General features: G+C 40.9%; 19 protein-coding genes and 2 riboswitches. Of the genes, 6 read left to right on the plus strand and 13 right to left on the minus strand.

The features are described 5' to 3' along the window. The 6 genes from QTN47_RS26880 to QTN47_RS26905 all read right to left on the minus strand — a co-directional run. On the minus strand, window positions 1-1,362 hold a 1,362-nt coding region (locus QTN47_RS26880; RefSeq protein ID WP_369332554.1), incomplete at its 3' end, for a phage tail-like protein. A gap of 61 nt (window positions 1,363-1,423) precedes the next feature. After that, window positions 1,424-3,382, minus strand: coding sequence for an OmpA family protein (locus tag QTN47_RS26885; RefSeq protein WP_369332555.1), 1,959 nt, complete (start codon window positions 3,380-3,382; stop codon window positions 1,424-1,426). A 52-nt stretch (window positions 3,383-3,434) separates the two neighbouring features. Beyond that, window positions 3,435-4,418 (minus strand): PorP/SprF family type IX secretion system membrane protein, encoded by a 984-nt coding sequence (locus QTN47_RS26890; protein WP_369332556.1) that lies wholly within the window; start codon window positions 4,416-4,418, stop codon window positions 3,435-3,437. Window positions 4,419-4,488: 70 nt separating this feature from the next. Further along, window positions 4,489-5,715, minus strand: a complete 1,227-nt coding sequence (locus QTN47_RS26895; RefSeq protein ID WP_369332557.1) for a T9SS type B sorting domain-containing protein — start codon at window positions 5,713-5,715, stop codon at window positions 4,489-4,491. Between the two features lie 910 nt (window positions 5,716-6,625). After that, on the minus strand, window positions 6,626-6,967 hold the full coding sequence (locus QTN47_RS26900) for a DUF4907 domain-containing protein (protein WP_369332558.1): 342 nt from the start codon (window positions 6,965-6,967) through the stop codon (window positions 6,626-6,628). After that, a complete protein-coding gene (locus QTN47_RS26905) occupies window positions 6,960-8,024 on the minus strand; it encodes a Kelch repeat-containing protein (RefSeq protein WP_369332559.1) in 1,065 nt (354 codons plus the stop codon). The genes QTN47_RS26900 and QTN47_RS26905 overlap by 8 nt, the downstream gene beginning before the upstream one ends. Window positions 8,025-8,385: 361 nt before the next feature. Here QTN47_RS26905 and QTN47_RS26910 point away from each other — a divergent pair, with 361 nt between their 5' ends. The 4 genes from QTN47_RS26910 to QTN47_RS26925 all read left to right on the plus strand — a co-directional run bounded on the left by QTN47_RS26910 (window position 8,386) and on the right by QTN47_RS26925 (window position 13,341). Further along, window positions 8,386-9,720: a DUF4270 family protein gene (locus QTN47_RS26910; protein ID WP_369332560.1), complete on the plus strand. Its 1,335-nt coding sequence runs from the start codon at window positions 8,386-8,388 to the stop codon at window positions 9,718-9,720. Window positions 9,721-9,728: 8 nt separating this feature from the next. Beyond that, on the plus strand, window positions 9,729-10,982 hold the full coding sequence (gene bamG / locus QTN47_RS26915; RefSeq protein ID WP_369332561.1) for a BamG family beta-barrel-assembly machinery protein: 1,254 nt from the start codon (window positions 9,729-9,731) through the stop codon (window positions 10,980-10,982). 563 nt (window positions 10,983-11,545) lie between these two features. Then, complete coding sequence (locus QTN47_RS26920; RefSeq protein WP_369332562.1) at window positions 11,546-12,631, plus strand: sensor histidine kinase; 1,086 nt, start codon at window positions 11,546-11,548, stop codon at window positions 12,629-12,631. Continuing rightward, window positions 12,631-13,341, plus strand: coding sequence for a LytR/AlgR family response regulator transcription factor (locus tag QTN47_RS26925; protein WP_369332563.1), 711 nt, complete (start codon window positions 12,631-12,633; stop codon window positions 13,339-13,341). The genes QTN47_RS26920 and QTN47_RS26925 overlap by 1 nt, the downstream gene beginning before the upstream one ends. A 90-nt stretch (window positions 13,342-13,431) precedes the next feature. Here the strand turns inward: QTN47_RS26925 and QTN47_RS26930 are convergent, their stop codons facing one another. Then, window positions 13,432-14,388, minus strand: coding sequence for an energy transducer TonB (locus QTN47_RS26930; protein ID WP_369332564.1), 957 nt, complete (start codon window positions 14,386-14,388; stop codon window positions 13,432-13,434). Window positions 14,389-14,675: 287 nt separating this feature from the next. Between QTN47_RS26930 and QTN47_RS26935 the strand changes: the two genes are divergently transcribed. Beyond that, window positions 14,676-15,059: a LytR/AlgR family response regulator transcription factor gene (locus QTN47_RS26935; RefSeq protein ID WP_369332565.1), complete on the plus strand. Its 384-nt coding sequence runs from the start codon at window positions 14,676-14,678 to the stop codon at window positions 15,057-15,059. 355 nt (window positions 15,060-15,414) lie between these two features. On the opposite strand, the gene QTN47_RS26940 is transcribed toward QTN47_RS26935, so the two are convergent. Further along, window positions 15,415-15,993 (minus strand): MarC family protein, encoded by a 579-nt coding sequence (locus QTN47_RS26940; protein ID WP_369332566.1) that lies wholly within the window; start codon window positions 15,991-15,993, stop codon window positions 15,415-15,417. Between the two features lie 161 nt (window positions 15,994-16,154). Next, window positions 16,155-16,859: a Dph6-related ATP pyrophosphatase gene (locus tag QTN47_RS26945; RefSeq protein WP_369332567.1), complete on the minus strand. Its 705-nt coding sequence runs from the start codon at window positions 16,857-16,859 to the stop codon at window positions 16,155-16,157. A 266-nt stretch (window positions 16,860-17,125) separates the two neighbouring features. Between QTN47_RS26945 and QTN47_RS26950 the strand changes: the two genes are divergently transcribed. Further along, a complete protein-coding gene (locus tag QTN47_RS26950; RefSeq protein ID WP_369332568.1) occupies window positions 17,126-18,439 on the plus strand; it encodes a hypothetical protein in 1,314 nt (437 codons plus the stop codon). A gap of 210 nt (window positions 18,440-18,649) precedes the next feature. Here QTN47_RS26950 and metE read toward each other — a convergent pair whose 3' ends face one another. From metE to QTN47_RS26970, 4 genes are all read right to left on the minus strand, one after another. Continuing rightward, a complete protein-coding gene (gene metE, locus QTN47_RS26955; protein WP_369332569.1) occupies window positions 18,650-20,968 on the minus strand; it encodes a 5-methyltetrahydropteroyltriglutamate--homocysteine S-methyltransferase in 2,319 nt (772 codons plus the stop codon). Window positions 20,969-21,103: 135 nt separating this feature from the next. Then, window positions 21,104-21,289: riboswitch (cobalamin riboswitch) on the minus strand. Between the two features lie 315 nt (window positions 21,290-21,604). After that, window positions 21,605-23,980: a ribonucleoside-diphosphate reductase subunit alpha gene (locus tag QTN47_RS26960; protein ID WP_369332570.1), complete on the minus strand. Its 2,376-nt coding sequence runs from the start codon at window positions 23,978-23,980 to the stop codon at window positions 21,605-21,607. Window positions 23,981-24,285: 305 nt separating this feature from the next. Then, entirely contained in the window at window positions 24,286-25,254 is a 969-nt protein-coding gene (locus QTN47_RS26965) for a ribonucleoside-diphosphate reductase small subunit (protein WP_369332571.1), read from the minus strand. A gap of 128 nt (window positions 25,255-25,382) precedes the next feature. Next, a riboswitch (cobalamin riboswitch) is annotated at window positions 25,383-25,512 on the minus strand. Window positions 25,513-25,680: 168 nt separating this feature from the next. Next, window positions 25,681-25,893, minus strand: a complete 213-nt coding sequence (locus QTN47_RS26970; protein ID WP_369332572.1) for a hypothetical protein — start codon at window positions 25,891-25,893, stop codon at window positions 25,681-25,683. Window position 25,894: the final 1 nt, after the last annotated feature.

Raw genomic sequence — 25,894 nt, forward strand, 5'->3', positions numbered from 1 at the left:
GATACTGTCCCTGAAGTCATTGTTAATCACCAGCCAGTTGCTTACACTGTCACGGCTGATCCGTGTCACACTGTCCCGGAATACTTGCGTATTGGTGATACTGTCTGCGATGGTTGGCATATTTAGTTTCAGCCTGGCATATTTCAATAAAGTGCTGTCACCTACTTTGGTCACACCGTCTCTCGCCAACACATCTATAAACTTATCACTTGACAAAGAATCACCTTTCGCCTTCACTGTCATAAACACACTGTCCTGCAATATGGTATTCTTATCATACCAATTGGTTGTGCTATCCCTGATCACCTGAACTATATTGCTGTTCACCCAATTCGTCACGCTGTCCTTCACAATGGGATTGTTAACTACAATTGTAACAACCGAATCTTTGAATAAATTATTTGTTGTGAGATGCTGTATAAAAGAAGTATCTCCGGCTAGACCAACTACATTCAGCATCAGCTTAACATCTCTTAATACTGAACTGTCCCCGCCATTGATGACAAAATACTTATCTCCTGTAAGTGATTTTTTCACGATCATGTTAGTAGGCACCCATTGAGTGGAGTCATTCGGATCTCTTATGTAAACAAAGTTTGTAGTTGTATCGATAAATATACTTCTCGTTGAATTAATAGTTGTTGTACCCGGTACGCCCGGAACACCCTGCCCACCCTGAATTCCAGCAACGCCGTCCTTTCCGTCCCGGCCATTTTTGCCATTGATCTTCGTCCATGTACCATCGCTGTTCTGAACATATACATCACCTGTTGAATAATCTGTGTAGATATTAATGCCTTCCCCCGGATAGCCTGCATCACCTTTGTTACCGGGAGCCCCATTGCCACCCGCTACACCAACTTCACCCTTTGGCCCCTTCAAATTCCCTTGCTTTTCCCAAACGCCAGCCGTGGACTTTTGGTAATAGTCCCCGCTCACATTATCGATGTACAAATCGCCGGCTACACCTAATGTACTTGCAGGAGAATTGCTACCGGTGTATATCATCGCACCGGAGGCCCCTGCAGAAGACGTTTTTCCTAAAAGCACCCAGGTACTAGCCGGGCTTCCGTTGGGTCCGCTCCAGTAATAGAAACCAACTCCATCTCCGCCAACGATATCCGGATTTGTGTTGAACACAAGCAAACTTTGTTTGGGATTCAGAATGGTTTCTGCATCGTTGATATTTCTCAAACTTATACGAGGTAACAATACACCTTTACCCGTAGCGGTTACATCCAAAATAGCTGAAGGATCCGGTGTTTTTGTACCAACACCTACAGAACCTTCCTGGGCGCGGGCTGACATTGCTAAGAGCACCAGTAATAACAAGCTTAGGATTTTGTAAAAACAGCGTGGCATACTTATGTTTTTTAATTTCTTTATTTTCAATTCCTCCATAGCGAAGGGCCAGTTGAATTAATTATTTATCGATGATGGTAAATTCGGTTCTGCGATTTTGCTGATGCTCTTCTTCGGAGCATTTAACGCCGTTGCTACACCTGTTCACCAATCGTGTCTCTCCGTAACCTTTGGCCGTTAATCTGTCTGCCGTAATTCCATGCTCAATCAGGTATTTAACTGTTGACTCTGCCCGCTTTTGAGAAAGTTTCATGTTATAGGCATCATTCGCCCTGGAGTCAGTATGAGAAGACATCTCAACACTCCATGTAGGATTGTCATTCAATAATTTCACGAGGTGATTTAGGTCTGGTTCTGCATCCGGACGGATGTTCCATTTATCAAGGTCGAAATAGATATTATCCAGTTTTACAGGCTTATTCAGCTCTACCTTTTCCAGCTCAATGTCTCTTCTTAAAGTTTTCGATTCTGTCAGACCTTTTGTTGTAAGGTTTATACCGGTAACTGATGCATAATCTGTTTTTATTGCGGACAAATCATAATCGGTCAGACTATCGAGTTTAAAGCTATAGTGACCTCTTTCATCAGTAAGCGTTTTTTCAGGAGTTCCTGTGACCTTGTTGAAGAGTGTTATTACCGTGTTCTTTAGTGGTTCGCGTGTTGCCTTATCAACCACTGTTCCTTCCAGTGCAAACACAAGTATTTTCGAAAAATTGAATCTATAGATATCATCGCTTCCCTTCCCTAGCAGGCGATTGCTGGAAAAATACAATTCGAGCGGACGGGTAAAGAAAGGCGCAAAATCATCCTGCGCACTATTTACAGGACTACCCATATTGGTAACTGTCCAGCCATTGGCATTATTTCGCACAGCTTTGTAAATATCTAGCCCCCCCATTCCAACGCGCCCATTGCTGGCGAAGTACAAAGTGCCATCACTATCAAGAAAAGGCGTGCGCTCATTTCCTTCGGTATTAATGTCCCTGCCCATGTTTACGGGCGACATCCATTTGCCGTCTAAATCTTTCTGCATAGAATAGATATCAGTCCCACCAATATTCCCTTCGCCATAATTTGCAACGAATAACATGAAGGTTCCGTCTGCATTGATCCAGGGATCGCCCACAGAATAATCAAATACACCGTTGTAAGGAAAATCAACCGGCTTGTTCCAGTTTTGCCTTGTTGTATCCCAGTCGCATTTGTGTATGGTAACGTTAAGCGTATAGGGTTGCTCTTTTCCTAAAAAGCTCGCACTTTTTTTAACCAGCATTGTCTTAGCATAGTACATTTCCCGGCCATTGCTGGTATATGAAGCACTGGCACTATGATAGTCGCCATTAATATCCCGGTTCAGTAATTTGGTGCTATTGCTGTCTTTACCATTGCTTTGATATAAGTGCAGATAACTGTTGCCTGTCCATCCGTAATGATCACGTTTGATATTGCTATTTTGAAAAAACGGCTGACGTCTGACAGAGTCATACGGACGATCTGAAGAAAATACAAACTGATCGTTTATACGAACCAATCCCCAATCTGAATATTGTGAATTGAAGACCTGCATATTCTCGAGGTTGCCTTTAACCGGGTTTCTTAACCACTTTTCTGCTTCATCGCAACCTGCAAGCAAGTTTTCAGCAAGCCTGTCAGATCCTTTTTTAGAAAGATAACTTTGTAGTTGCTGTTTTGCTTCTGCATACTTGCTATTATTCATTAGCACTTCAGCAAAACTTAACTCGTCTTCAGGCGAGTGCCCGGGCATTGTCACAACTTTTGCACACCATGATTCCGCAAATTCATATTCATTATTGTTACGGAAGATCTCCGCAAGACCACGCGCAGCTTCCAGCGATTGTTTCTTATTGTATGCCTTAATGAACAATGGCTTTGCTGCTGTATAGTTGTATACAGCAGCCTGCCCGCGGGCTTGTTTCAATACATACTGTGCCATTACAACATTACATGTGAGCAAAAGCAGGGCTATAAAAAAAGAAATAGTTATTCTATTATCAGGCATTGAAATTCTGTTTAAATGCAATGACTTTTTCATTATTACAAATACTGTGTTTCTAGAAATACCGGGGCGATAACATTCTTGCCCTTGGGTTGTTAAAGAAGTAATTCAGGGATATTTCGTGCGTGGAATAATTATTCGCGGCTGTTCCATTAATGGTTTGGTCGTAGGCATAACCTATCCGTAACTTGTCATTTACAAACACTTCAATCATTCCTGCAACAGCTCCTGATTTGGTAAGGCTTTTATCAATGTTACTTCTGTTTAATACGGCAGTCCGGTAAGATGCACCCAGCCAAACCTTTTGATCCAAAAGAAAAAAGGCATTCAGGTCAAGGCTTGTGGGACCTGCAAAATCTTCTTTAATTAAGAGTGATGGCTTAAATAAGATCTCTTCGGAAAGAGGCACCAGGCCGCCCATTGTGAAATACATATGCGGCTTCATGGGAATATAATTTCTAAGGACCTGGTTCTTTCTAAAAACATCAGTGATAAGATTATCAACAGAGAGTCCTGTATAAAAACGATCGCTGTTATAAAAAACACCAAAGCGCGCATCCGGCATTATTGCTGTTTTCTTTGCGTTAATCAAAGCAAGATCCTCAGTTGGGAGCGTTTCATTCTCATCATGCAGTGCGTTTATGTTTAAGCGCTGCTGAAGAAATCCGGCACCGATACCCAGGGCAAGCGTTTGGCTACCTTCATCATTCAATGGAATACGATAAGCGTAATTGCCATAGAATGATGTGTTCTCCTGTGCACCAATTTTGTCGTTCATGATCTGCACTCCCAGGCCAACACGATTGTCATTTGCTATCCCATCGGCGGCGAGTGAAAAGGTTTTCGGTGCGCCGGGAAAACCTGTCCACTGGTTGCGGTAAAACATGTTAATGTTCCATTGCTCTCTATATCCGGCATACGCAGGATTTATATACAGGCCGTTAAACATGTACTGGCTGAATTGTGCATCCTGTTGAGCATATAGTTTTACAACTCCTGTACACAGCATCATACACACAATAAGTAAACTTCGCTTCATACATTCGTTTTTAATTATTTTGACTGGCCGGCATGGCCTTCCTTCTGTTTGATTATTGGCAGGTAGACTATTATCTCATGAGCATGATAAACCCTTTGTAAACTTTCTCGTTACCGTCTTTTTTTATCTTGAGTATGTAGAAGTAGGTGCCGGCATTCAATCCCTTACCATCCCAGGTGTTCGTGTAATTTTTGGTTTCATACACTATATTGTTCCACCTGTTGAAGATCACCACTTCGTTTTGAGCAGTCAGGTCCAGGCCTTTTATTTTCCATGTATCATTCTTACCATCGCCATTAGGCGTAATTACATTGGGAATGTAGAATTCATCATGATGCTCCATTGCCAGGTTAATATCAACGGGTAATTGGTTGTTAATTGCAATCGCAGCGCTTGTTTTAAAAATGTAATCGTTGGTATTATAGTCAAGGCTGGGTATTGCACCTGTAGATGGCAAGTTTTCCCACATGCGCTTGCTGTTATTCCATGTAACCATTTTTGAGTATACGCCGCCATCTGCAATGGAGCTTTCAGTAACCAGAACGTTAACTGAATTACCGTCAGCCGCATCTGTAGTTACTGCGTGATACCAGTTCTCATTTACTACCTGTATATCGGGCATTTTTTGTGATGCCGGGAAACCATCTTTCGAAGGATTGTAATCCTGGAATTGCCCGAATATATTACCGTCTTTGGCGGCCGAGATAACCATCGGGCGGAAACGGAACAGTGAACCATTTCTGTCACCGAGAGGAAAAACATATGAACTACCATGATGCATGTTACGAACAAGCCATCCGTGATTGCCTGCAGTTGTATTTACATAACCGCTTACATATTTTACCGCGGCCAGGTCATCTGATAATAATGTGGCCGTATTGCTATTAACATCAAGCTCTCTGTCTGTGAGATCCAGTACGTGACGGACCTCTACCGGCGCAAACTGCTGTTTTTTATCTGTGCCTGTTAACGTTAGATTGGGAAATCTTGTGTTAAAGCCATTAAATGTTTGCAATGCACCGCTAAAAAGCACATTCCCGGCAGATGCATCTGCAAATACTTTTTTGTCTTTTACTGCTGTATTATACCAATTGCCCTTTAATTCCAGCAAACCATCATGAAGAACAGATTGTTCCTTACTACCTGCGTATTGTACATCGCCGTTTACAAAAACAACAGCGTCTGACAATGTGGTCAGGTCTGCGTTTTCTATATATAGCTGTGCATTTATACCATTAAAGCAGCCTGTGAAGATTAATAGTGTTAGTATCCGGTATGTAAATGACAATACATTCATTGTATTATATTTTATTGGGCAATAAAGTGCCTTGTGAGTTTATGCTCACATGTGTACTTTGGCCGGTATCATTTCGTATTAAATATTAGCTCAGATGAAGAGCTTACGGGCCCTGGTTAAGCCGTTGAAGATTATACTCTGATATGAACTAGTGTTTTTTCATGATTGTATTTTAAATCAACATTGTCTAACGATACATTTCTAATTTGAGCAGCGGTTAAGTCATTAGTGATGCCGCGGAAGTAAAACTGCATGAATACGGTTAGTAAGCCGCAATTGCCTTCGGCAGCATTGTTTTTTTTCAGGTACGGTAACATGACGTTTTATTTTTCGCTTTTAGCAGTATTTTTTAGAACTACTTACAAACGAGAATGCAAAGTTCGGTCAGGGCAAAGAAAATTACTATCTACGCAATCTTTAAAAAGAGCTGTTTTTTTAATCAATCTGAACATTGCAAATCAACAGATTATCTTTTTTTCGCCTATTAGGAGACAGAAATTATCCCAATAGTCCAGCATTTTATCCTTTAAAGAAAACTTAGAATTTCTGTAAGGGCTGAAGAAAGATCAAATCCTTATTGGCGAAACGCGCACCGCTGCTATCATATGCATCAAATCCACAAAAGGCGCTGCAAAAGCCCGCAGAATTTTTATCAGTGTAGGTCAGAATTCAAATGGAGGATTGAAAATATAGCGTTTAAACATAGTACGGAGGTGCGAACGGGCAGTGAATGGGGCGAATGTGCAGATGTGCAAATGTGTAAATGTGTAAATGTGCGAATATGCGAATGTGCGAATGCATGATGATAAAAAAATGGATCGGGTGTAAGAGGGTGTTTGAGCTGGCGTGTAGAGGCACAAAAAAACCGGTGATGGAGATCACCGGTCTTCTTTATTTAAGTTCTTAAAATTTATAAGCTATCAAATGCTACATGAGCATCTTTAAGATCCTGAATGGTTACCGTGCGCTTTCCATGTTTCATCTTACTTACCACCAGGTTACCAATCTTCAGCGCATCCTCCTGGGTTTTGAAGGTTTGTAAGCCGGATACAGCAGGTATATTTGTCTGGTCGATAAATAACTTATCCTCCACAAACACCTGGTATCCCCATCCTTTTCCCGAAGGAACCGCAATTACCTTAACAGGCAACTTGTCATCTCCGGACGGCTCTTGTTTTTTATTGTTGCTATTGCATGAAGTTGTAAACACAAGTCCTGCAAACAGCGCTATGCACCACAAAGATCTAGTCATTCGCATTATACGTGTTGTTGGGATCAAGTTCCCAGATATCATCATAGAAAGAGCTGCTACCCGCACCACCTGTAGCAATAAAACCTCTGCCAGCAACGGTAAAGCCTACGGCACCTGTGCGCGCTTTGCCTTCGTAAGCAGTTCTTCTTGCCCAGGTATCGTTCGCAAAATCGTACTGCCATGTTTTAGTTGAAGTTCCGCTTGAACCACCAGTAGAAGATGATGGAGCGACTAACTGACCAGTGCTGATATATCCGAAGTCACCTATTACAAAAGTAGCTGCATAAGCTCTTGTGATGTCAGAATAGTCATCATCGAATGTGCTGTCTGTTACGTTTGACAATTTTCTTTTAGCAGTCCATGAATCCTTTGAAGGATCATAAGCCCACATGTCGTTTACACCGTATCCATTGTTCATACCAGCAAAAACGTAAGCAACGTTTTTGTAAACAAAAACTGAAGCTCCGGTTCTTTTATCACCGCCTAAGCTCGTTTTTTGCGTCCAGCTATCTGCTGAGGGATTGTATTCCCAAATGTCTTTCAGGTTACTGCTACCACCACTGGTGTTGTCGCCGTATCCTGTAGTAATATAACCTTTTCCGTTAATTGCAAAAGCTACTGCATCGTATCTTGCTGCACCAGAAAAGTCATTTTTCTTAGTCCATGTATTTGCTGTTGCATCGTAAGCCCAGTTGTCTTTCAGTTTAACGTTACCGTCGTTACCCGTTGCCACATATCCAACATTACCAACTGCAAAACCCACAGCATTGCTTCTTGCTGTACCTGTGAAGTCTGCAACCTGTCTCCATGAACCGTTTCCGGTCGGATCAAATTTCCAAAAATCATTTAACCTCGCTGTACCATCATAACCACCACCGATATAAGCGACGTCACCAATCACAAATGATGCTGCATTTGTTCTTTGTGAACCTTCAAATTCCGAACGTTTTATCCAGTTGCCCGTATCTTCCGAGCTTGTGGTACTGGAACTTTTATTACATGAAACAGAAATACAAACAGCCCCAAGAACTAACAAATAAAGACTAGCTTTTTGCATGAGTAAATTTTTATTTTCGGCGCCCAAATTATTCGCACGAATCGGTGCGATTTCGTTAAAATGGTTATAAGCCAATTAATTATCTGCAAATAGATTATATTTGTCGATAAACACATATTAAAGAGTCCTTAAAACTTCAGAAATGCTTAACAAAAATGAAGAAATGTTAACTGGGAGTAGAAATAATTTCACTTTTTTTGCCCCAAACAGGCTATCAGCGATTGATCATGCATAAAAAATGCTTCATCGATAAAAAGCTGGCGATGAAGGCCAAACCGAATACTTTTATCTATACTAACAATTCACTAACAGGATGGGCGAATAATATTGCGCACGTTTACCCATACCATATATAATATACATGAATATACGTGTAACTTTTGTGAAGATTTTTGTGGCTCTAACAGGACTAATTGCTTTGACAACGGCATGTAAAAAGGTTGATATTCAATTTGGACAACAGCTTGTTAACGGTTACACACAGGTAATAAAAACAGATACTTTCACAGTAAACGTTTCAAGTATTTATACTGATTCTTTTCCCACAAACGGCACTGGCTCTGCAGTAGCGGGTATTTATAATGACCCTTCATTCGGGCTGGTTAAAGCGGGCACTTATTTGCAGGTTGTCCCTCCCGGATTTGTAGACGATGACACATACAAAAATGCCACTTATGATTCGCTTGAGGTTGTTTTGAAACTGAATAAGGTCTATTATGGTGATACAACGAAACCTGTTCAGATGGAAGTTTATCGCCTTCAGGACAGCATTGTGCTTGATATGAACACCAACAGGTTGTTCAATACCAGCTCAGTGAAAACTCAGGCTGCTCCTATCGGATCTCAGTCTGTTTATCTAAAACCATACAGAACAGATACTTTGTCTATCCGTTTATCTGATGCGCTCGGCCAGGAACTGATGGCCAAGCTGAAAACAAAATCACAGGATATCAGGACTGTTGACAGCTTTTTACGTTACTTCAAGGGTATTAATATCAGAGGTGCAGGGAATGATGGCCTGGCATTTGGATTTAAAGACAGCGTCTCTTTAAATCTGCACTATACGGACAGGGGGCTCTATCCTGTTGCAAAGGTCACGAAGTTTACAATGAACAACAGTGGCCATCAGTTTAACAGTATTAGCATAGACAGAACCGGTAAGCCATTGCAGGCAATCGGATCTTCAAACAAAGAAGTATCTTCCAACCTTTCTGCAAACGCCGGATATTTGCAGCCAATAACGGGAACGAGGGTCAAGTTTACCTTTCCCAGTATTTCGCAGCTGCTGGATTTCCCAGGCTTTGTCAAGCTGTCTGCGGCGCAGTTAGTCGTCAAGCCGGTTAAGGGGACTTATGACCGGAGCATTTACAGGCTTTCGGATTCATTAAGGCTTTCTCAAACGGACCTGAATAACCAACAGGGTACTGATATCCAGATAAATGGAGCTACACAGGCGGGAAATTTTGTGTATGATTACCAATATGGGCAATCTACCTCATACACTTATGACATCACTACCTATCTGCAGGCCCAGATGCGCCTGGTTGGTCCTATCAACGAGAGAAATGGTTTAATTCTCAGCACTTTTGCAAAAAGGGAGTATTCATCTTTCTGGCGTACCGTTGTTGGTAACCAGCATCAGCCAAACGATTTTGACCGTGTTCAACTCATTATCTATTATATAGCTATTCAATAAACCGATACATGCAATTAAAGTATAGTCTATTTGCTTTTTCATTTTTAATGGTCGCTTGCGGAAGTTTACAGGCGCAGAACAATGCTTCGCCTTATTCTATTGCAGGTATTGGTGATATTGAGCAAAGTTATTTCGACCGTTCCTCTGGCATTGCCAACACGGGAGTAGCCCTATCTTCCAACAAATACCAGTACGCGGCTAACCCGGCCAGCCTGGTTAAGCTGGATGATTTTTTCTTTGATCTTGAATTATCCGGCAGATACAGAAATGTTAGTTACTCAGGTCAGCCAATCGGCCAGCTTGACACGCACTCCAACGATTTTCAGGTAAAAAGACTTGCACTGGCCTTTAAAATGAAGAGTTGGTGGGGCATTGGATTTGGATTGGCGCCATTTAGCTCTGCGAACTATTCATTTACAGCGCCCAAAGAAATACAGGGTTCTAACGATTACACTTCTGCCCATTATGAAGGAACAGGCGGCGTAAACAAAGTTTACCTGAGCAATTCGTTCGGCTTTGGCAAAAGGAAAAATCTGAGAATTGGTTTAGAGACATCTTACTTATTTGGTTCGCTGGAACAGAAGGAAACAATTACCTATTCCAATATAGTAACCAACAACCAGATACATTTAGACCATATATATTTTAAAGGCGGTATTCAATACTCGGCTAACATTGCCAAAAAATGGGGCATTGCTGTGGGCGCATCTGCAGCCAACAAGACTCAATTAGCAGTAAGCCAGGCGCTTACAGTTTCAGAAGCTAATGTCATAATTAACCAAAATGATGATTTTAAAAACAGCTATTTCAATCTTCCGGTTATATATACAGTGGGTGGAGCAATCACTTATAATAAAACTTTCACTGTAGCAGCAGACTACCAGAAACAAAACTGGAATGATGTAAATAATCTTGGAGGCCTCGGTTACATACTTACAGATGCAAACAGGATTTCCGGCGGTATTGAATATGTAAAAAATCTCAACTACCGTAGTGTATACCTGGAAAAATGGTATTTGCAGGCTGGAGCGTTTCACACCAACACTTACGTAAAATTGAGCGGACAGCAGATCGATCAGACAGGATTTACTTTAGGAGGCGGTATCAGTTCTCTGAAAATTCCTTTTGCAGTTCAGGCCAATGTTGAATTTGGACAACGTGGAACAACAAATAAAGGCCTGATTAAAGAAAACTATCAGCAATTTAATATTACCTTATTCTACCGCGATTTCTGGTTTACCAAACAGAAGAAATACGATTAAGCTTAAAGCCCAAAGTCTAAAGCGCAAAGCTTAAAACCGGTCGATGAGTGTTTTTTGAGCTTAACGCCTAAAGCCCAAAGCCTAAAACCGATCGATGAGTTTTATACCGTTTAAAATAATTGAAAGAGGTTGCCAGTTTCGGCAGCCTTTTTTGGCTTAAAGCCTTAAGCACAAAGCTTAAATCCGGTCGATGAGTATTTTTTGAGCTTAAAGCCTAAAGCGCAAAGCTTAAAACCAGTAGATGAGTTTTATACCGTTTAAAATAATTGAAAGAGGTTGCCAGTTTCGGCAGCCTTTTTTGGCTTAAAGCCTAAAGCGCAAAGCTTAAAACGGGACGATGAATTTTATATAGATTTACGCTGAGCAAAAAGATTAATGGCCGCAAACACCAATTCACGGAAGACATCCTCCGCTATAATCAGTTTTAGGCTTTAAGCTTTAGGCTTTAGGCTTTGAGCTTTAAGCTTTCTCCCCTCCCTCTCCTTCGCAGCAGTTTTTTGCCGATTCATCTACACATTTTGATTTAAATGGCGTTTACTGCCTTAAGTTGCTAACTTGCCGTGATGAAGTTGTTCAACAGCAAGTGGTTTATAGTTTTGGTGCATATTGCTATTTGGGTTGTGTATTTATATTCACCCTATTTCTTTCGCCCGTCAAATGCGGAGTTTATGCATGGAGACGCAATGCGCAACCACTTCATGAAAGAACCGCTTCCCCCACCATTGCCACGAAATTACATACACAGCATATTCACGCATTTTAACATGGTGCTTGACGTAATATTAGTAAGCTTTTTTTACCTGAACGCCTATGTATTACTTCCGAAGCTTGCCTATAAAAAGAAGTATGTCTCTTACGTAACAGCCATTCTTCTCTTTATCTTTCTTATCGTGATCGCGCATATTGCTATTTTCAATCCGGCACTCCACCCTCCTCAATTCCGGCCGGGGCCACCGCTTGGAGCCGGTTTTTTCAGATTTCTTACCATACTGGCCTGCAGCATTGCGTATAAGACGATCATAGATAAAATTGCACAGGACAAACTTGCGAAAGAAAAAGAAAACGAGAATCTAAAAACAGAATTGTCGTTGCTGCGCAGCCAGGTTAGCCCGCATTTTATGTTTAACGTACTGAACAGCATGGTTTATATGGCCCGCATGAAGAGTGATAACCTGGAACCTTCGCTAATTAAACTGTCATCTCTGATGAGGTACATGCTGTACGATGCAGACGAAGACAAAGTACCTTTACAGAGTGAAATAGAATATGTGGAAAGCTACATTGACCTGCAAAAGCAACGGTTTGAAGACACCGTGAAAGTTAATGTAACGATCGATGTAGATAGCATAAATCATTACATAGAACCGATGCTGCTGATCCCCTTTGTAGAAAACGCTTTTAAGCATGGCACAGGCATGATAGATGATGCAACAATCAATATAATGCTGCATGTAAGGGAACAGGAACTTAAGTTTGTAGTCACCAACAATTACAACGAGCGGCTGAAAGAAACGAAGGATAAGATATCGGGGATCGGACTGGCGAATGTGATCAGGAGGCTGAACCTCTTATATAGCAATGATTATAAAATGGATATAAAAGATGAGAATGGCCTGTTTGAAATTCATCTTACTTTAAAACTTACCTGATGCTCACTTGTATAGCTATAGACGACGAAAAATTTTCATTGGATCTGCTCGCGGATAACATCAGCAAAGTACCTTATCTGCAGCTGCTTGCAAAATGCAGAAACGCCATGGAAGCCATGACTTTTATGGAGCAGCAAAAACCCGATCTGATTTTTCTTGACATACAAATGCCGGGACTGAGCGGTTTGCAATTTGCTGAAACCATGACCAACAGGCCAATGATCATTTTTATAACAGCTTACGAAAAGTATGCGCTGGAAGGCTTTAAACTGGATGTTGTGGACTATCTGCTAAAACCGGTTTCGCTGGAGCGATTTATAAAAGCCTGCAACAAGGCAAAAGAACTTCATAATCTAAGACAAAGTTATTTACAGAATGCACCGTCCACAGTTTTTGATTACATTTTTGTGCCGGTTGAATATAGCCAGGTTAAAGTGAGCCTTTCTGACATAAGATACATTGAGGGATTGAAAGATTATATCCGCATTCATCTTGTGTCTACCAACAAGCCCATTATAACAAGAATGAGCCTGAAGAATATTGAGGAAAAGCTACCGCTGCAACAATTTATCCGAATACATAAATCCTATATCGTCGCCATTAAACACATTACAACGGTTCGCAAATCGAGCGTTTATCTGCAAACGCTTGAACTGCCAGTGAGTGAGATGTATAAACAAAATATTGTAGCGCTAACCGGCAATGCTTAGAAGCTATCAACATTCAGCCTTAAGCTATCAGCCAGTTCAACTCTAAGGGGCTGATAGCTGATTATCATGAAAATTGGGCAGCTCTAAGAATTACTCCGCGCTCTGAGAAAAACTTACTGTTTGTCTCATCCTGTATTTAACCGGGCGGTTATGTAACATTGCCGGTATCCATTTGGGTGACTTTTTAATAACATCTAAGGCAATCTTTTCAAACTCAGGATAAAAGGGTACACTTATTTCTGCATCTTCAACACTGCCATCCTCACTTAATGTAAAATGAGCCACAACGGCCACGAGGTCACTGTTTACAATTTTATATCCGGAAGGGAAGTACAATTGTTTCTGCAGGTATTTTGTCCATGCACCTATCCCTTTGGGAAAAGCTGCCGCCCTCATCATTCTGTTTGCGGTATCTGAAACAGCGTTACCAGTTTCATCAAATAACTTAACCTGCAATAAGTTACCATTATTGTAAAGCTCTATGCAACTCAGCTGCCCGTTGTGGTGATAATAGTTCCATTTGCCATGCTTTTTGTATCCTGCCGCATATCTACCTCCGGCAGAAGGCCTACCATCATCAAACCATTCCATTTCAATGCCGCTGCCATCCTTGTTGTAAAATGCCGAGTCAGTCATATAACCGCTTTTTGCCCATTTGATAGAAGTACCCACTGGTTCATTATCCAGGTACGTAATGGAGTTCTTCATCATACCCTCGCTATAGTAGCTGAAATATTGGCCTTGTTTTTTTCCATCGATAACCCGTCCAACGGATTCAAGGTTGCCGTTAGGATAAAAATAATAAGCCATACCATTGTGTACTTTGCAGGAACTATCGGTGTATAACGCCTGCATTTGCAGCGTCTTACGATGAATGTAATAGTCTTTTCTAAGCCACCCCGAATCAGTTTTATTACTCATGGAATAAAAACTTGCACCTGAAATATCCGTCTCCTTCCAGTTATAATTGTAATATTTTTCTACTTTTTGTGCATGTCCTGCAAGACAGGTTAGAAACACAAGGGCTAAGGTTGATACAGTTTTCATTAAGTAAATATAATTACAAACAGAATTGAACAGGCAAAAAGTACCGCGCTTTAAACAAAGCTTCATTCGTCGCATCTTTTGCTCGATTCACAGCTTTTTTTAAGGCCTATAATAAACATCCCTATAGCTTTGCTGCAAGCAAAATAAAAAACCTTTTCACGGAATATCCCCAATGAATCAGATCCGGATATCCTTGTAAAAGAGACAGGAAGGACTTGTTTGAAGGGTTCTATAAATTCAATTTTACCTCATTAACAACCTATTATTCATAAATTGATATTATATTTATGATAAGTACAAATTATTTTTCAGACACACAGGATATGCCGTTGCAACAAACAGGTTACCGCAGGAATTTTATACTTATCAAAAGTGAATATAAACTGATCAAGGCCTGGCTTGATGAAATTCAATACATCTCTGCTATGAAGGACTATACCCAGGTTTTCATTGCAGGCAAGTCAACGCCTATAACAACACTTCAAAACCTCAAGGATTTCGAATCAAAATTGCCCGAGGCCGATTTTATACGTGTCCACAGATCATTTATTATAGCACTGCATCATATTGATTGCATTTCAAGAAATGAAATAGGAATTGGAAAACATACCATACCTATTGGAGATGCCTACCGCGATGAATTGAAGAAAAAAATAGCACCGTATTTATAGCAAAAAAATTTTCAGCTTCTTTTAAACTTTAAAAGAGTAAAACAATCATATTTTCAATTTTTTGAGCATTGCAGCTCAATTACGTTAAATAAGGGTGAGGGGAAGTAGTCTTACTTCCCCAATTTTTTTGCCTGCGGCGAGGGGAACCACGGAGGCACGACGACACGGAGAAACACTACGATATTAACGCGAGAGGTAACATACCCTTCTGCTCGTTGCCATAACAGGAAAACTCGCAACAAATATCTAACGAGCCAACTAATTCATGCTTTTTTCTGCCTCAATTTAAAAGTTGATTTTAGTAGCAGCAATCTGATTCGCTGTGTCTCTCAGTGTCGCCCTGTCTCCGTGGTTCCTATTTGCCGAAGGCCGCGAAGTTGCTGCTGAATATTTTAACCGCAATTGCCAACAGAATAACACCAAAAAACTTACGAATGGCCATTAAGCCGCTTTTACCCAAAGCATGCTCAATCCACTTTAAGGATTTGATGACGAGGTAGACAATGATCAGGTTAATTAAGATCCCGAGAAGTATATACAGTTCCTCATAGTTGGCTTTGAGGGAGATAATAGTAGTAAGTGTTCCGCTGCCTGCGATAAGCGGAAAAGCTATAGGTACAACCGTACCGCTATGGCTGTCAGCATCACCTTTAAAGATCTCATGCCCTAGCACCATTTCGAGACCCAGAAGAAAAATCACAATAGAACCTCCAACCGCAAACGACCTTACGTCCAGGCCAAGAATATTCAGAAATTTTTCGCCGGCAAATAAAAAGAGGACCATCAGGCCGCCTGAAATAGCTGTTGCTTTTAGCGCTTTTATTCCGCCCATCTTTTCTTTCAAACTAATGAGAATTGGAATAGAGCCTACAATATCAATAATCGCAAAAAGCGTGAATGTGACTGTAATAAGCTGATCCGTCCTGAAGTTCATATATTGAAAATAACGAAAATGAAAGAAAACGCAAAAGAGAGGGATGTACGATTTTAGATGTACGGTTTTAGGTGTACTCTCTTAGGTAGTGATTTATGCCGTACTATTTTAAACGCTTACGGTGCGGAAGCATATGTCCGTTACCGTGATTTACAGCGCGATTAAATCAGATCACAAAAATAAAAGCCGTAAGATGTTTTTTCTTCATTCACACCGGCGGTTGACGGCGCATCATATGTTCTATAGACAATTTCTCCTTTTTCAAAATCAATGGGCTTTTTAAAGATCGGACCATCATATACAAATGAATGGAATTCGCCATTTTCGCCACAAGGATCAACATTGGAAGGGAGATCGTTCAGAAAACCTTCATCAATTATTCTTCCACAAAATTCTTTACTAAGATATTGCTCATTGATGCAAACAATCACAGCTTTAAAACCGAGTCCAATAAATTCTTTCAGCAGCACTGTAGTATCCTGTTTCCATAACGGGAATATACAGGACAGACCGGCTTTGGCCAGTTGTTGTTCTCTATAAACGCGTAAGTCTTCCAGGAAGATATCGCCAAACATGGCATGCGTGCAACCGGCTTCCTTTAAATTCAATACTTTCTTCATCATTGTCTCTTCATAGGATTGCATTGAAGGATTTTCAGGCAATTCAATCGTCTGTAAAGGAATACCTATTGATTCTGCCTGCTTTTCCAACAACGATCTTCTGACGCCATGCATGGAAATGCGATCATGTGTACTGTTAACGCTGGTCAGCAAATAACGGAAATCGTATTGACGGGATTGCATTGCTTTATACAGACAAAGAGAAGAATCTTTTCCCCCGCTCCAATTCATGTAGGTTGTGATCATAGTTGCAAAGTAAGGGCATTACAATAATTGAAAATTCCTGCCCGACTAAAAGTCATTCAGGCGGGGAAAATGGATAATTGAAAACGATGGCTGAGCGAGAAATAGTAATTCCTACGCCAAGTATCGAAATGTGGTCTTACATACCGTTAACGCAAATAAGCAAATAGCGGATGTCTTATTGATTGGATTGCATCGCAGCAAGCTTATTTTATTTAGCTATTCTTTTACTTCTGGGCAATTATTTTTGCTTACCCAAAAAAAGAATTATGTCCCTATACCCCACCCAACGCAGATGCTTCATTATATGCCTGCTCGTAATACTCAGCAATTTTTCGTTTACAAAGCCAGCACCAGACAGCACAACGATGATACTTTCCTCTCTTAACACCTCTCAAAAAACATCTTTATATCAGTTAGCGGTCCTCCAGCAGTCCGGCGCAGATGCCGAGGCTCAGCGTTTTTGGTCACAGCATCAATCCTCTTATCCGTCAATGAGTAACAATCTTAGGGATGCCATCCTGAAAGAAATATTCCAACATGCAAAAATTATTTATGTCCACTCCGAAAACGCGGCCGTGAGAGAATGGCTGCAAACTCAAACATTAATTAACTGGATCACATACCTGGCCATAATGGTAGCTATACTGGCCATAATCCGCCTTATCTATGTTTATTGGAACCCCATTATCTTGTTTTTAATAAAGCAGTTCAGACCTCTTTTTCGCATTTTATTTTCAACTATACTTTTAACCTATGAGTTATTGTTAGCCGGGATAACCTGCGTTATTGCCGGTACCCACATTCCAGATATAGCCATCAGCACGGTAATTGTTCACATAGGCATCTTCATTGCATGGGGACAACTCACTGCTTTGTTTACGAGTGAATATTTACTGGCAGATTATTTTAAAGTAGTCCGAAACATTATCAGGTACAATCAAAAAGAAAGAATATTCACAACATTATTTTTTCCGGTTATCATCACTTCGGCGCTTCTTTTATATGTGATAAACAAGTTGCCCTACAACAATTGGTATTATTATGAACTAGTCATGACGACTCTTCTCGCAATATATTCACTTCCTTTTGTAAGATGGATCGAGCCCCGCTTAAGTTTTGTTTTACTAGCCTTTAACCGCGCTGTTTCTGAAAATAAAAGACGAATAGCGCACTACACAGCTCTTTTGTTTTTCCTGTGGAGCATTGCAATGCTCTTTCCGGATGACTACTTCCCAATATACAGGACCACTATATCAGCGCTACTTATGCTCGGGTTGCTGATTACTTCTTTAAAAGAAAAGAATGACTCACGCCCGGGCTGCTATATTTACCTGCAAGTGGTTACTCTCACAATGCTTTGCTGTTTGTTATTGGCAAGCAGGCACATAACATCCCCCAACCCTTTATGGTTAAACCTTACAGGATGCACATTATTTCTTGTAATTAAGTATTGGGAAATTCCGACTTTATTTAAGCATTGGCAGTGGAACAAAAACAATGCCTGGTGGGGATTACTGGGTATGGCTGCATTACTATGGTTGATAAGTAAATGCATACAGTATTTTATCTGCCACTATTGATCTCATTATAAAAGAAATACATTCCACGGAGATCCACAAAGAAGACACAGAGCTGCGCAGAGATTCGCAACACTAACACTGTGCAGCTCTGTGTCTTCTCCTGCTTTTCCTCCGTGTAACAATAAACACATTAGAACCAGGATCTTTATATTATACTAAAAAGGCCGCCTCTGCAATAAGAGACGGCCCCACTTTTAAAACACAAAAACACTAATCAACAAGGGTTGCTTCTTTCACTTTATTCCTCAGATTTTTTGTTGCTAACATCATATTCCGGAGGGCATCTTCAGTTTCTTTCCAGCCTCTTGTTTTGAGCCCGCAATCAGGATTTACCCAAAGATTTTTAGCATCAATTACCTTCAACGCTTTCTCCAGCAACAGCTCCATTTCTTCTGAGGTTGGTACACGCGGAGAATGGATATCGTACACACCCGGACCGATCTCGTTGGGATAATCGAATTTGGCAAATGCGTCCAATAATTCCATTTGAGAACGGGATGTTTCAATTGTAATGACATCCGCATCCATCGCGGCAATACTATCAATAATATCATTGAACTTCGAATAACACATGTGCGTATGAATCTGGATTCCGTCTGCCACACCACAGGATGCAACTTTGAAAGCCTTCACCGCCCAGTTTAGATATGCAGCATGATTCTCTTTTCGCAAGGGCAGCCCTTCACGGATAGCAGGCTCATCTATTTGAATGATCTTAATTCCTTCAAACTCAAGATCTCTAACCTCATCGCGTATAGCAAGCGCCAACTGCATGGCAGTCGTTTCTCTTGGCTGATCATCACGCACAAATGACCACTGTAACATAGTGACAGGGCCCGTTAGCATACCCTTTACGTACTTTCCGGTTTGGGATTGCGCAAAGGTGATCCAGTTAACAGTCATCGGTTCTGGTCTGTATACATCACCGTAGATAACCGGAGGCTTTACACAACGCGATCCATAACTCTGCACCCATCCGTCTTTTGTGAAGGCATACCCCTGCAATTGTTCTCCGAAATACTCCACCATGTCATTTCGCTCAAACTCGCCGTGCACAAGCACATCTAATCCAAGCTCCTCCTGCAAACGAATACAACGGACTGTCTCCTCTTCCAACGCTTGTTGATAAGCTGTTTTAGTAATCGCTTTTTGTTTTACCTGCGCCCGCAATTTTCTCACATCAACTGTTTGCGGAAAGGAACCGATGGTTGTTGTAGGAAACAGAGGCAGTTTAAGATTCGCATGCTGAACCAACTGTCTTTTATCAAATGTACTTCTGCGTGATGCGTCGTCTATTGTAACAGCAGCAACTCGTTTCTTCACTTCCTGGTTATGTATAAGCGTGGAAGTTGATCTAGATATAACTGATTGTTTATTGGCTTCGAGCAATCCTTTTACACTTTCATCGCCATCCACAGCTTTCTTAAGTGTAATAACCTCCTGAACTTTTTGAGCTGCAAAAGCCAGCCAGTCTTTTATTTCAGGCGTCAACAATGTTTCTTCTTCCAGATCGCAGGGTACATGTAGCAATGAACAAGATGTTCCGATCATTACCCGTTCCTTTCCCAATGTTTCAACAGCGCAGTTGATAAAACCCAGTGATTTTTCAAAATTATTCTTCCATATATTTCTTCCATCAACAACACCCAAGGATAACTTCTTTGATGACGACACAAAACTGCTTTGCAAAATATCATCCAATTGCCCTGAGCATCTTACAAGATCCAGGTGAATTGCCTGAACGGGCAGTTGCAGCACAGTCTGCAGATTTTCACCATAGCACTCAAAGTAACTTGTGAGTATAACATTCAGCTTCGGCAACTGTTTGTATAATTCTTCATACGTCCACTTGAACGCCAGTCGTTCTGCATCTTCCAAATTCAATGCAAGACATGGTTCATCTATCTGTATACAAGTGGCTCCTTCTTCCAATAACTGTTTCAATAACTGCACATAAACAGGAAGCAGGTTCTTCAATAATTCAATCCGATGAAAGCCTTTTTCCTTTTCCTTTCCCAGCAATAGGAATGATACAGGCCCGACAATAACAGGTTTGGTATGAATGCCATGTTGCTTTGCTTCTTTGAACTCCTTTATGGCCTTATCCGACAATAAGTTGAATTTTTGTCCGGCATAAAATTCAGGAACAATATAGTGGTAGTTTGTATCAAACCATTTCGTCATTTCCATTGCGGTAATATCATAGCCGTTCTTTTGATAACCACGTGCCATGGCGAAATACAGATCTGTTTCATTAAGCTTTAATTCCTCAATCAATGAATGATAACGATGAGGAATTGCGCTTACGGCAAGGCACATATCAAGCACCTGATCGTAAAGCGAAAAATCATTAGAGGGAATGAGATCAACGCCTGCTTCCTGTTGCAGCTTCCAGTTGTGGAGCCTTATTTCGTTGGCTGTTAATTGCAGATCTCTTAAAGATGCTTTGCCTGCCCAATAGTTTTCGCAGGCAGTTTTTAGCTGTCGCCGGTTTCCAATGCGTGGATAACCAAGAATGTTGGTGAACATGTTTTTTTGTTTGTGCGTGAAACAATAATTAACATGCGCTTTGCCTGATGCCGTACGAAATAAAGAAGAATGGATATAATACTGCCAATGGAGAGAAGTAAAGTATCAATATCTGACCTGCCTTATATCGTGAAAGCATATCATCCGCAAGGGGCAAGTATCCTGGCTTGTAACAGCTAATGCCGTTCTTCTCATTCCGATGGAACAATGAACATAAATGGCACGCCTTAAGGTTACTTACAGTAGCACGTCTGCCCGTGAATTACACACGGTTCCTTTTTAATTCCGCTTTTGACGGAAACCCTATTGCATTGAATATAACAAAGAACAAGAGCGCAAAGATAGGGTAATTGAGAATTGAAAGTTGAGAATTGAAAATGAAGGAGGGCGAATGTGCAGATGTGCGAATGTGCGGATAATTGAAAATGGAAAGTTGACAATGAAGGGAGCGATAGAGCGACTCTGTTGATATTTGAAATGAATATGTATCCTTCTGCGGAGAAAATTAGATGTCTTAGCATAAAACAAAAAAACGCAAACCAATGAATGATTTGCGTCTCTTGTTATAGTCGTCATTTTCCATTTTCCCCCGCCTGAATGACGTCAGTCGGGCAGGAACTATCCATTGTCAACTTACTATGCGCTGCAGGCTTCGCAACTGCCATCAATCGGGCAGGCTACTCCCTGAACATCGTTGTCATTTTCTTCTTCCTGCTGATTGTTGATCAAAGGTTGAACCTGTGCGGCACTTTGTTTTTCAACAGTGAACTGAACAGCCTGTGCGGCAGCCTGTGTACGCAGATAATACATACCTGTTTTCAACCCTTTCTTCCAGGCGTAGAAGTGCATGCTCGTGAGCTTGGCCTTAGTTGGTTGCTGAACAAACAGGTTCAATGATTGTGACTGGCAGGTATAAGCACCTCTGTCAGCAGCCATATCAATCAGCGTACGTTGTTTGATCTCCCAAACAGTTTTGTACAGATCTTTCATATCCTGTGGTATTTCAGGAATGTTCTGAACTGATCCGTTTGCAGCGATGATCCTGTTCTTCATTTCATCGTTCCACAAACCAGCTTCAATCAGATCTTTTAACAGGTATTTGTTTACGATGATAAACTCGCCAGACAATACTCTTCTTACATAAATGTTAGAAGTATATGGCTCAAAACATTCGTTGTTACCCAGGATCTGAGAAGTAGATGCTGTTGGCATCGGAGCAATCAACAATGAGTTTCTAACACCATATTGCTTGATCTCACCCTGCAGTTTTTCCCAGTTCCACCTGTTACCCGGCACAACACCCCAGAAATCGAACTGGAATACGCCTTTTGATAGTGGAGATCCCTCGTAAGTGCTGTAAGTTCCTTCTTTCTTTGCAAGATCACAAGAAGCCTGCATAGCCGCGAAGTACATCGTTTCAGCAATATCCTTATTCAATTGTTGTGCAGCTTCACTTTCAAAAGGATGTCTTAATTGGATGAAAGTATCTGCCAATCCCTGGATACCCAACCCAATAGGACGATGACGCAGGTTGCTGTTGCGTGCTTCATCAACCGGATAATAATTTCTATCAATGATACGGTTCAGGTTAACGGCAGCCTGATAGGTTACTTCATATAATTTCTGATGATCAAATTCGCCGTTGTTCACAAAACGGGGCAATGCAATAGAAGCAAGATTACAAACCGCCACTTCATCAGGTGCGCAATACTCAACAATCTCAGTACACAGGTTTGAATTGCGGATAGTTCCTAAATGCTGCTGATTGCTTTTTCTGTTACAAGCATCTTTATACAACATATAAGGAGTTCCTGTTTCTATCTGTGCATCAAGAATGGCAAACCACAGATCCTGCGCTTTTACAGTTTTTCTCGCCTTACCTTCTTTTTCATAGCGCACATACAGCTCATCAAATTTCTCACCCCAGCTGTCTGTTAATCCCGGTGCTTCATGCGGACAGAACAAGCTCCACTCTTCATTCGCTTCTACACGTTGCATAAACAGATCAGAGATCCACAGTGCATAGAACAGGTCTCTTGCGCGCATTTCTTCTTTACCATGATTCTTTCTCAGGTCAAGGAATTCAAAGATATCTGCGTGCCATGGCTCAAGATATACAGCAAATGCTCCTTTACGTTTTCCACCACCCTGATCTACATAACGTGCTGTATCATTAAATACCCGCAACATAGGGATGATACCGTTACTTGTACCATTGGTTCCGCTGATGTAAGATCCCGTAGCTCTGATATTGTGAATGCTTAGTCCAATTCCACCGGCTGACTGGGAGATCTTTGCTGTTTGTTTCAATGTATCGTAAATACCATCAATGCTATCATCCTTCATTGTTAGCAGGAAGCATGATGACATTTGTGGTTTTGGCGTACCCGCATTGAACAATGTTGGTGTTGCATGCGTAAACCAACGTTCAGATAACAGGTGATAAGTCTTGATAACTTCTTCAATATTGTCCAAATGAATTCCAACGGCCACACGCATGTACATGTGCTGCGGACGCTCTACCACTTTACCGTTAAGCTTTAAAAGATAAGAACGTTCTAATGTTTTGAAGCCAAAGTAATCGAAGGCAAAGTCGCGATCGTAGATGATTGTTGAATCCAGCAGATCTGCGTGTTTGCAGACTACTTCGTAAACCTCATCTTCAATAAGCGAACTACGCAAACCAGTTTTGGGTTCTACATAGTTGTACAACTGTTCAACAGTTGCAGAAAATGATTTTACAGTATTCTTGTGCAGGTTGCTTACCGCTACGCGAGAAGCAAGCAAACTGTAATCAGGGTGTATGGTGCTCATTGAAGCAGCCGTTTCAGCAGCAAGGTTGTCTAGTTCTGTAGTAGTTACGCCATCATATAATCCTTCAATCACTTTCATCGCAACTTTAACAGGGTCGACAAATTTGCTGTTAAGGCTATAGCACAGTTTTTCCACCCTTGCGGTAATCTTATCAAACTTTACCGATTCTCTTCTTCCGTCTCTTTTTACTACGTACATATATGTTAATTGAAAATTGATAATTCCTGCCCGACTGAAGTCATTCAGGCGGGGACAATTGAAAATGCCCGATCGAAGTACGATTTACGAAGTACGAAGTACCTAGTTATCATCTTCTGAACAGAACAAAAACATCCTGACTCTCACAACTAAATTGAAGAAAATTGTTTCAGTTTATAAACCTTTAGTATTCGGGATAACGAAAAACCAACAATTAAAACACTTCCCATTCTGAAGCATTTTGCACCTGAGTACTTCGTACTTCGTAAATCGTACTTGGCAATCTCATTTTCAATTTTCCATTACTAAAAGTCTTCATCTGTTGAAAACACTTCTTCTGCTTTGTTTGAGGTAACGCCGGCTTTTTGATAATCGCCAACGCGTTTTTCAAAGAAGTTTGTTTTGCCCTGGAGGGAGATCATCTCCATAAAATCAAACGGATTCGTGGCATTGAACATTTTATCGTATCCCAACGCAACCAGCCATCTGTCCGCAACAAACTCGATATATTGTTTCATCAGATCGGCATTCATACCTATTAGCTTAACAGGCAAAGCTTCTGTGATAAATTGTTTTTCGATGCTAACGGCGTCCGCTACTATGTTAAACACCTGCTCCTGTGTTAGCCTGTTTTGCAACATGCTGTACAGTAAACATGCAAACTCGCAATGCAATCCTTCATCTCTTGAGATCAATTCATTGCTGAAGCTTAAGCCCGGCATCAATCCGCGCTTTTTCAACCAGAATATGGAGCAGAAACTTCCACTGAAAAAAATACCTTCAACTGCAGCAAAGGCAACCAGTCTTTCAGCAAATGTGCCGTTGCTGATCCAACGCAACGCCCACTCTGCTTTTTGTTTAACGCAGGGCACCGTTTCTATAGCGTTGAACAATCTTGCTTTTTCAGTTGCATCTTTGATATAAGTATCGATCAATAAAGCATATGTTTCAGAATGAATATTTTCCATCATGATCTGAAAACCGTAAAAACAACGTGCTTCAGGGATCTGTACTTCACTCATGAAGTTCACAGCCAGGTTTTCATTTACAATACCATCACTTGCTGCAAAAAAGGCAAGAATGTGTTTTATGAAATGCTGTTCACCTTCGTTCATGCTATCCCAATCTTTTAAATCCTGCGACAAGTCTATCTCTTCTGCCGTCCAGAAACTAGCTTCATGTTTTTTATACATTTCCCATATTGCAGGATACTTAATGGGGAGCAACACAAAGCGTTCTTTGTTCTCTTGTAATAGTAATTCTGTTTGTTGCATTTTGCCGGATTTTAAATGAATGATGCAATAAGCCGGCGATAGAGGAGACGAGGATATTGAACTGTGATAAGTTACAGAACAAAACTTTTCCCGAAACTCTGACCTGGCTTATAGAGCGTAAGCGCGTCAAAAAAACAATCATTAAGGCAGATTTTCTGACTTATACCGTTGGTAATTACAGTTGCGCCACAGTCCGGGATTTACACCCGGTTCCCCTTTAATTCCGCAGTTGCGAAAACCCTAACGACAGTGCAATTTTAGAACAGAAAAAAAAGAAGCAATAATTAACTTGTTAACAGGCTGTGTAAAAACGATTTCAACAATTTGTGTGAAACGAGAAAAGCCTTGCGGCGCAAGACTTTCAGGCAATAGAGATTATGCACGCGACTGCGTGAATTATTTGTTACACATTTTCATACATTTAATTCAATGACTTAATGAATCCGGAGGAATACCTGCTGAATCGTTTGCCGGAGCGGAGGTGTTAATGGAGCCCCCGTTTGTAATATTACCGGAGTATTTTTTTCCGGATTGAATAAAATAAGTTACAACGGAACTAACTATTGCAACTATAACACATAGTAAAAGCCAATTTCTTTGTGCGAAATTGAGCCTGTGCTGATGTTGTGAATTTTCCATG

The organism is Danxiaibacter flavus, assembly GCF_041060425.1.
Lineage (GTDB): Bacteria > Bacteroidota > Bacteroidia > Chitinophagales > Chitinophagaceae > Danxiaibacter > Danxiaibacter flavus.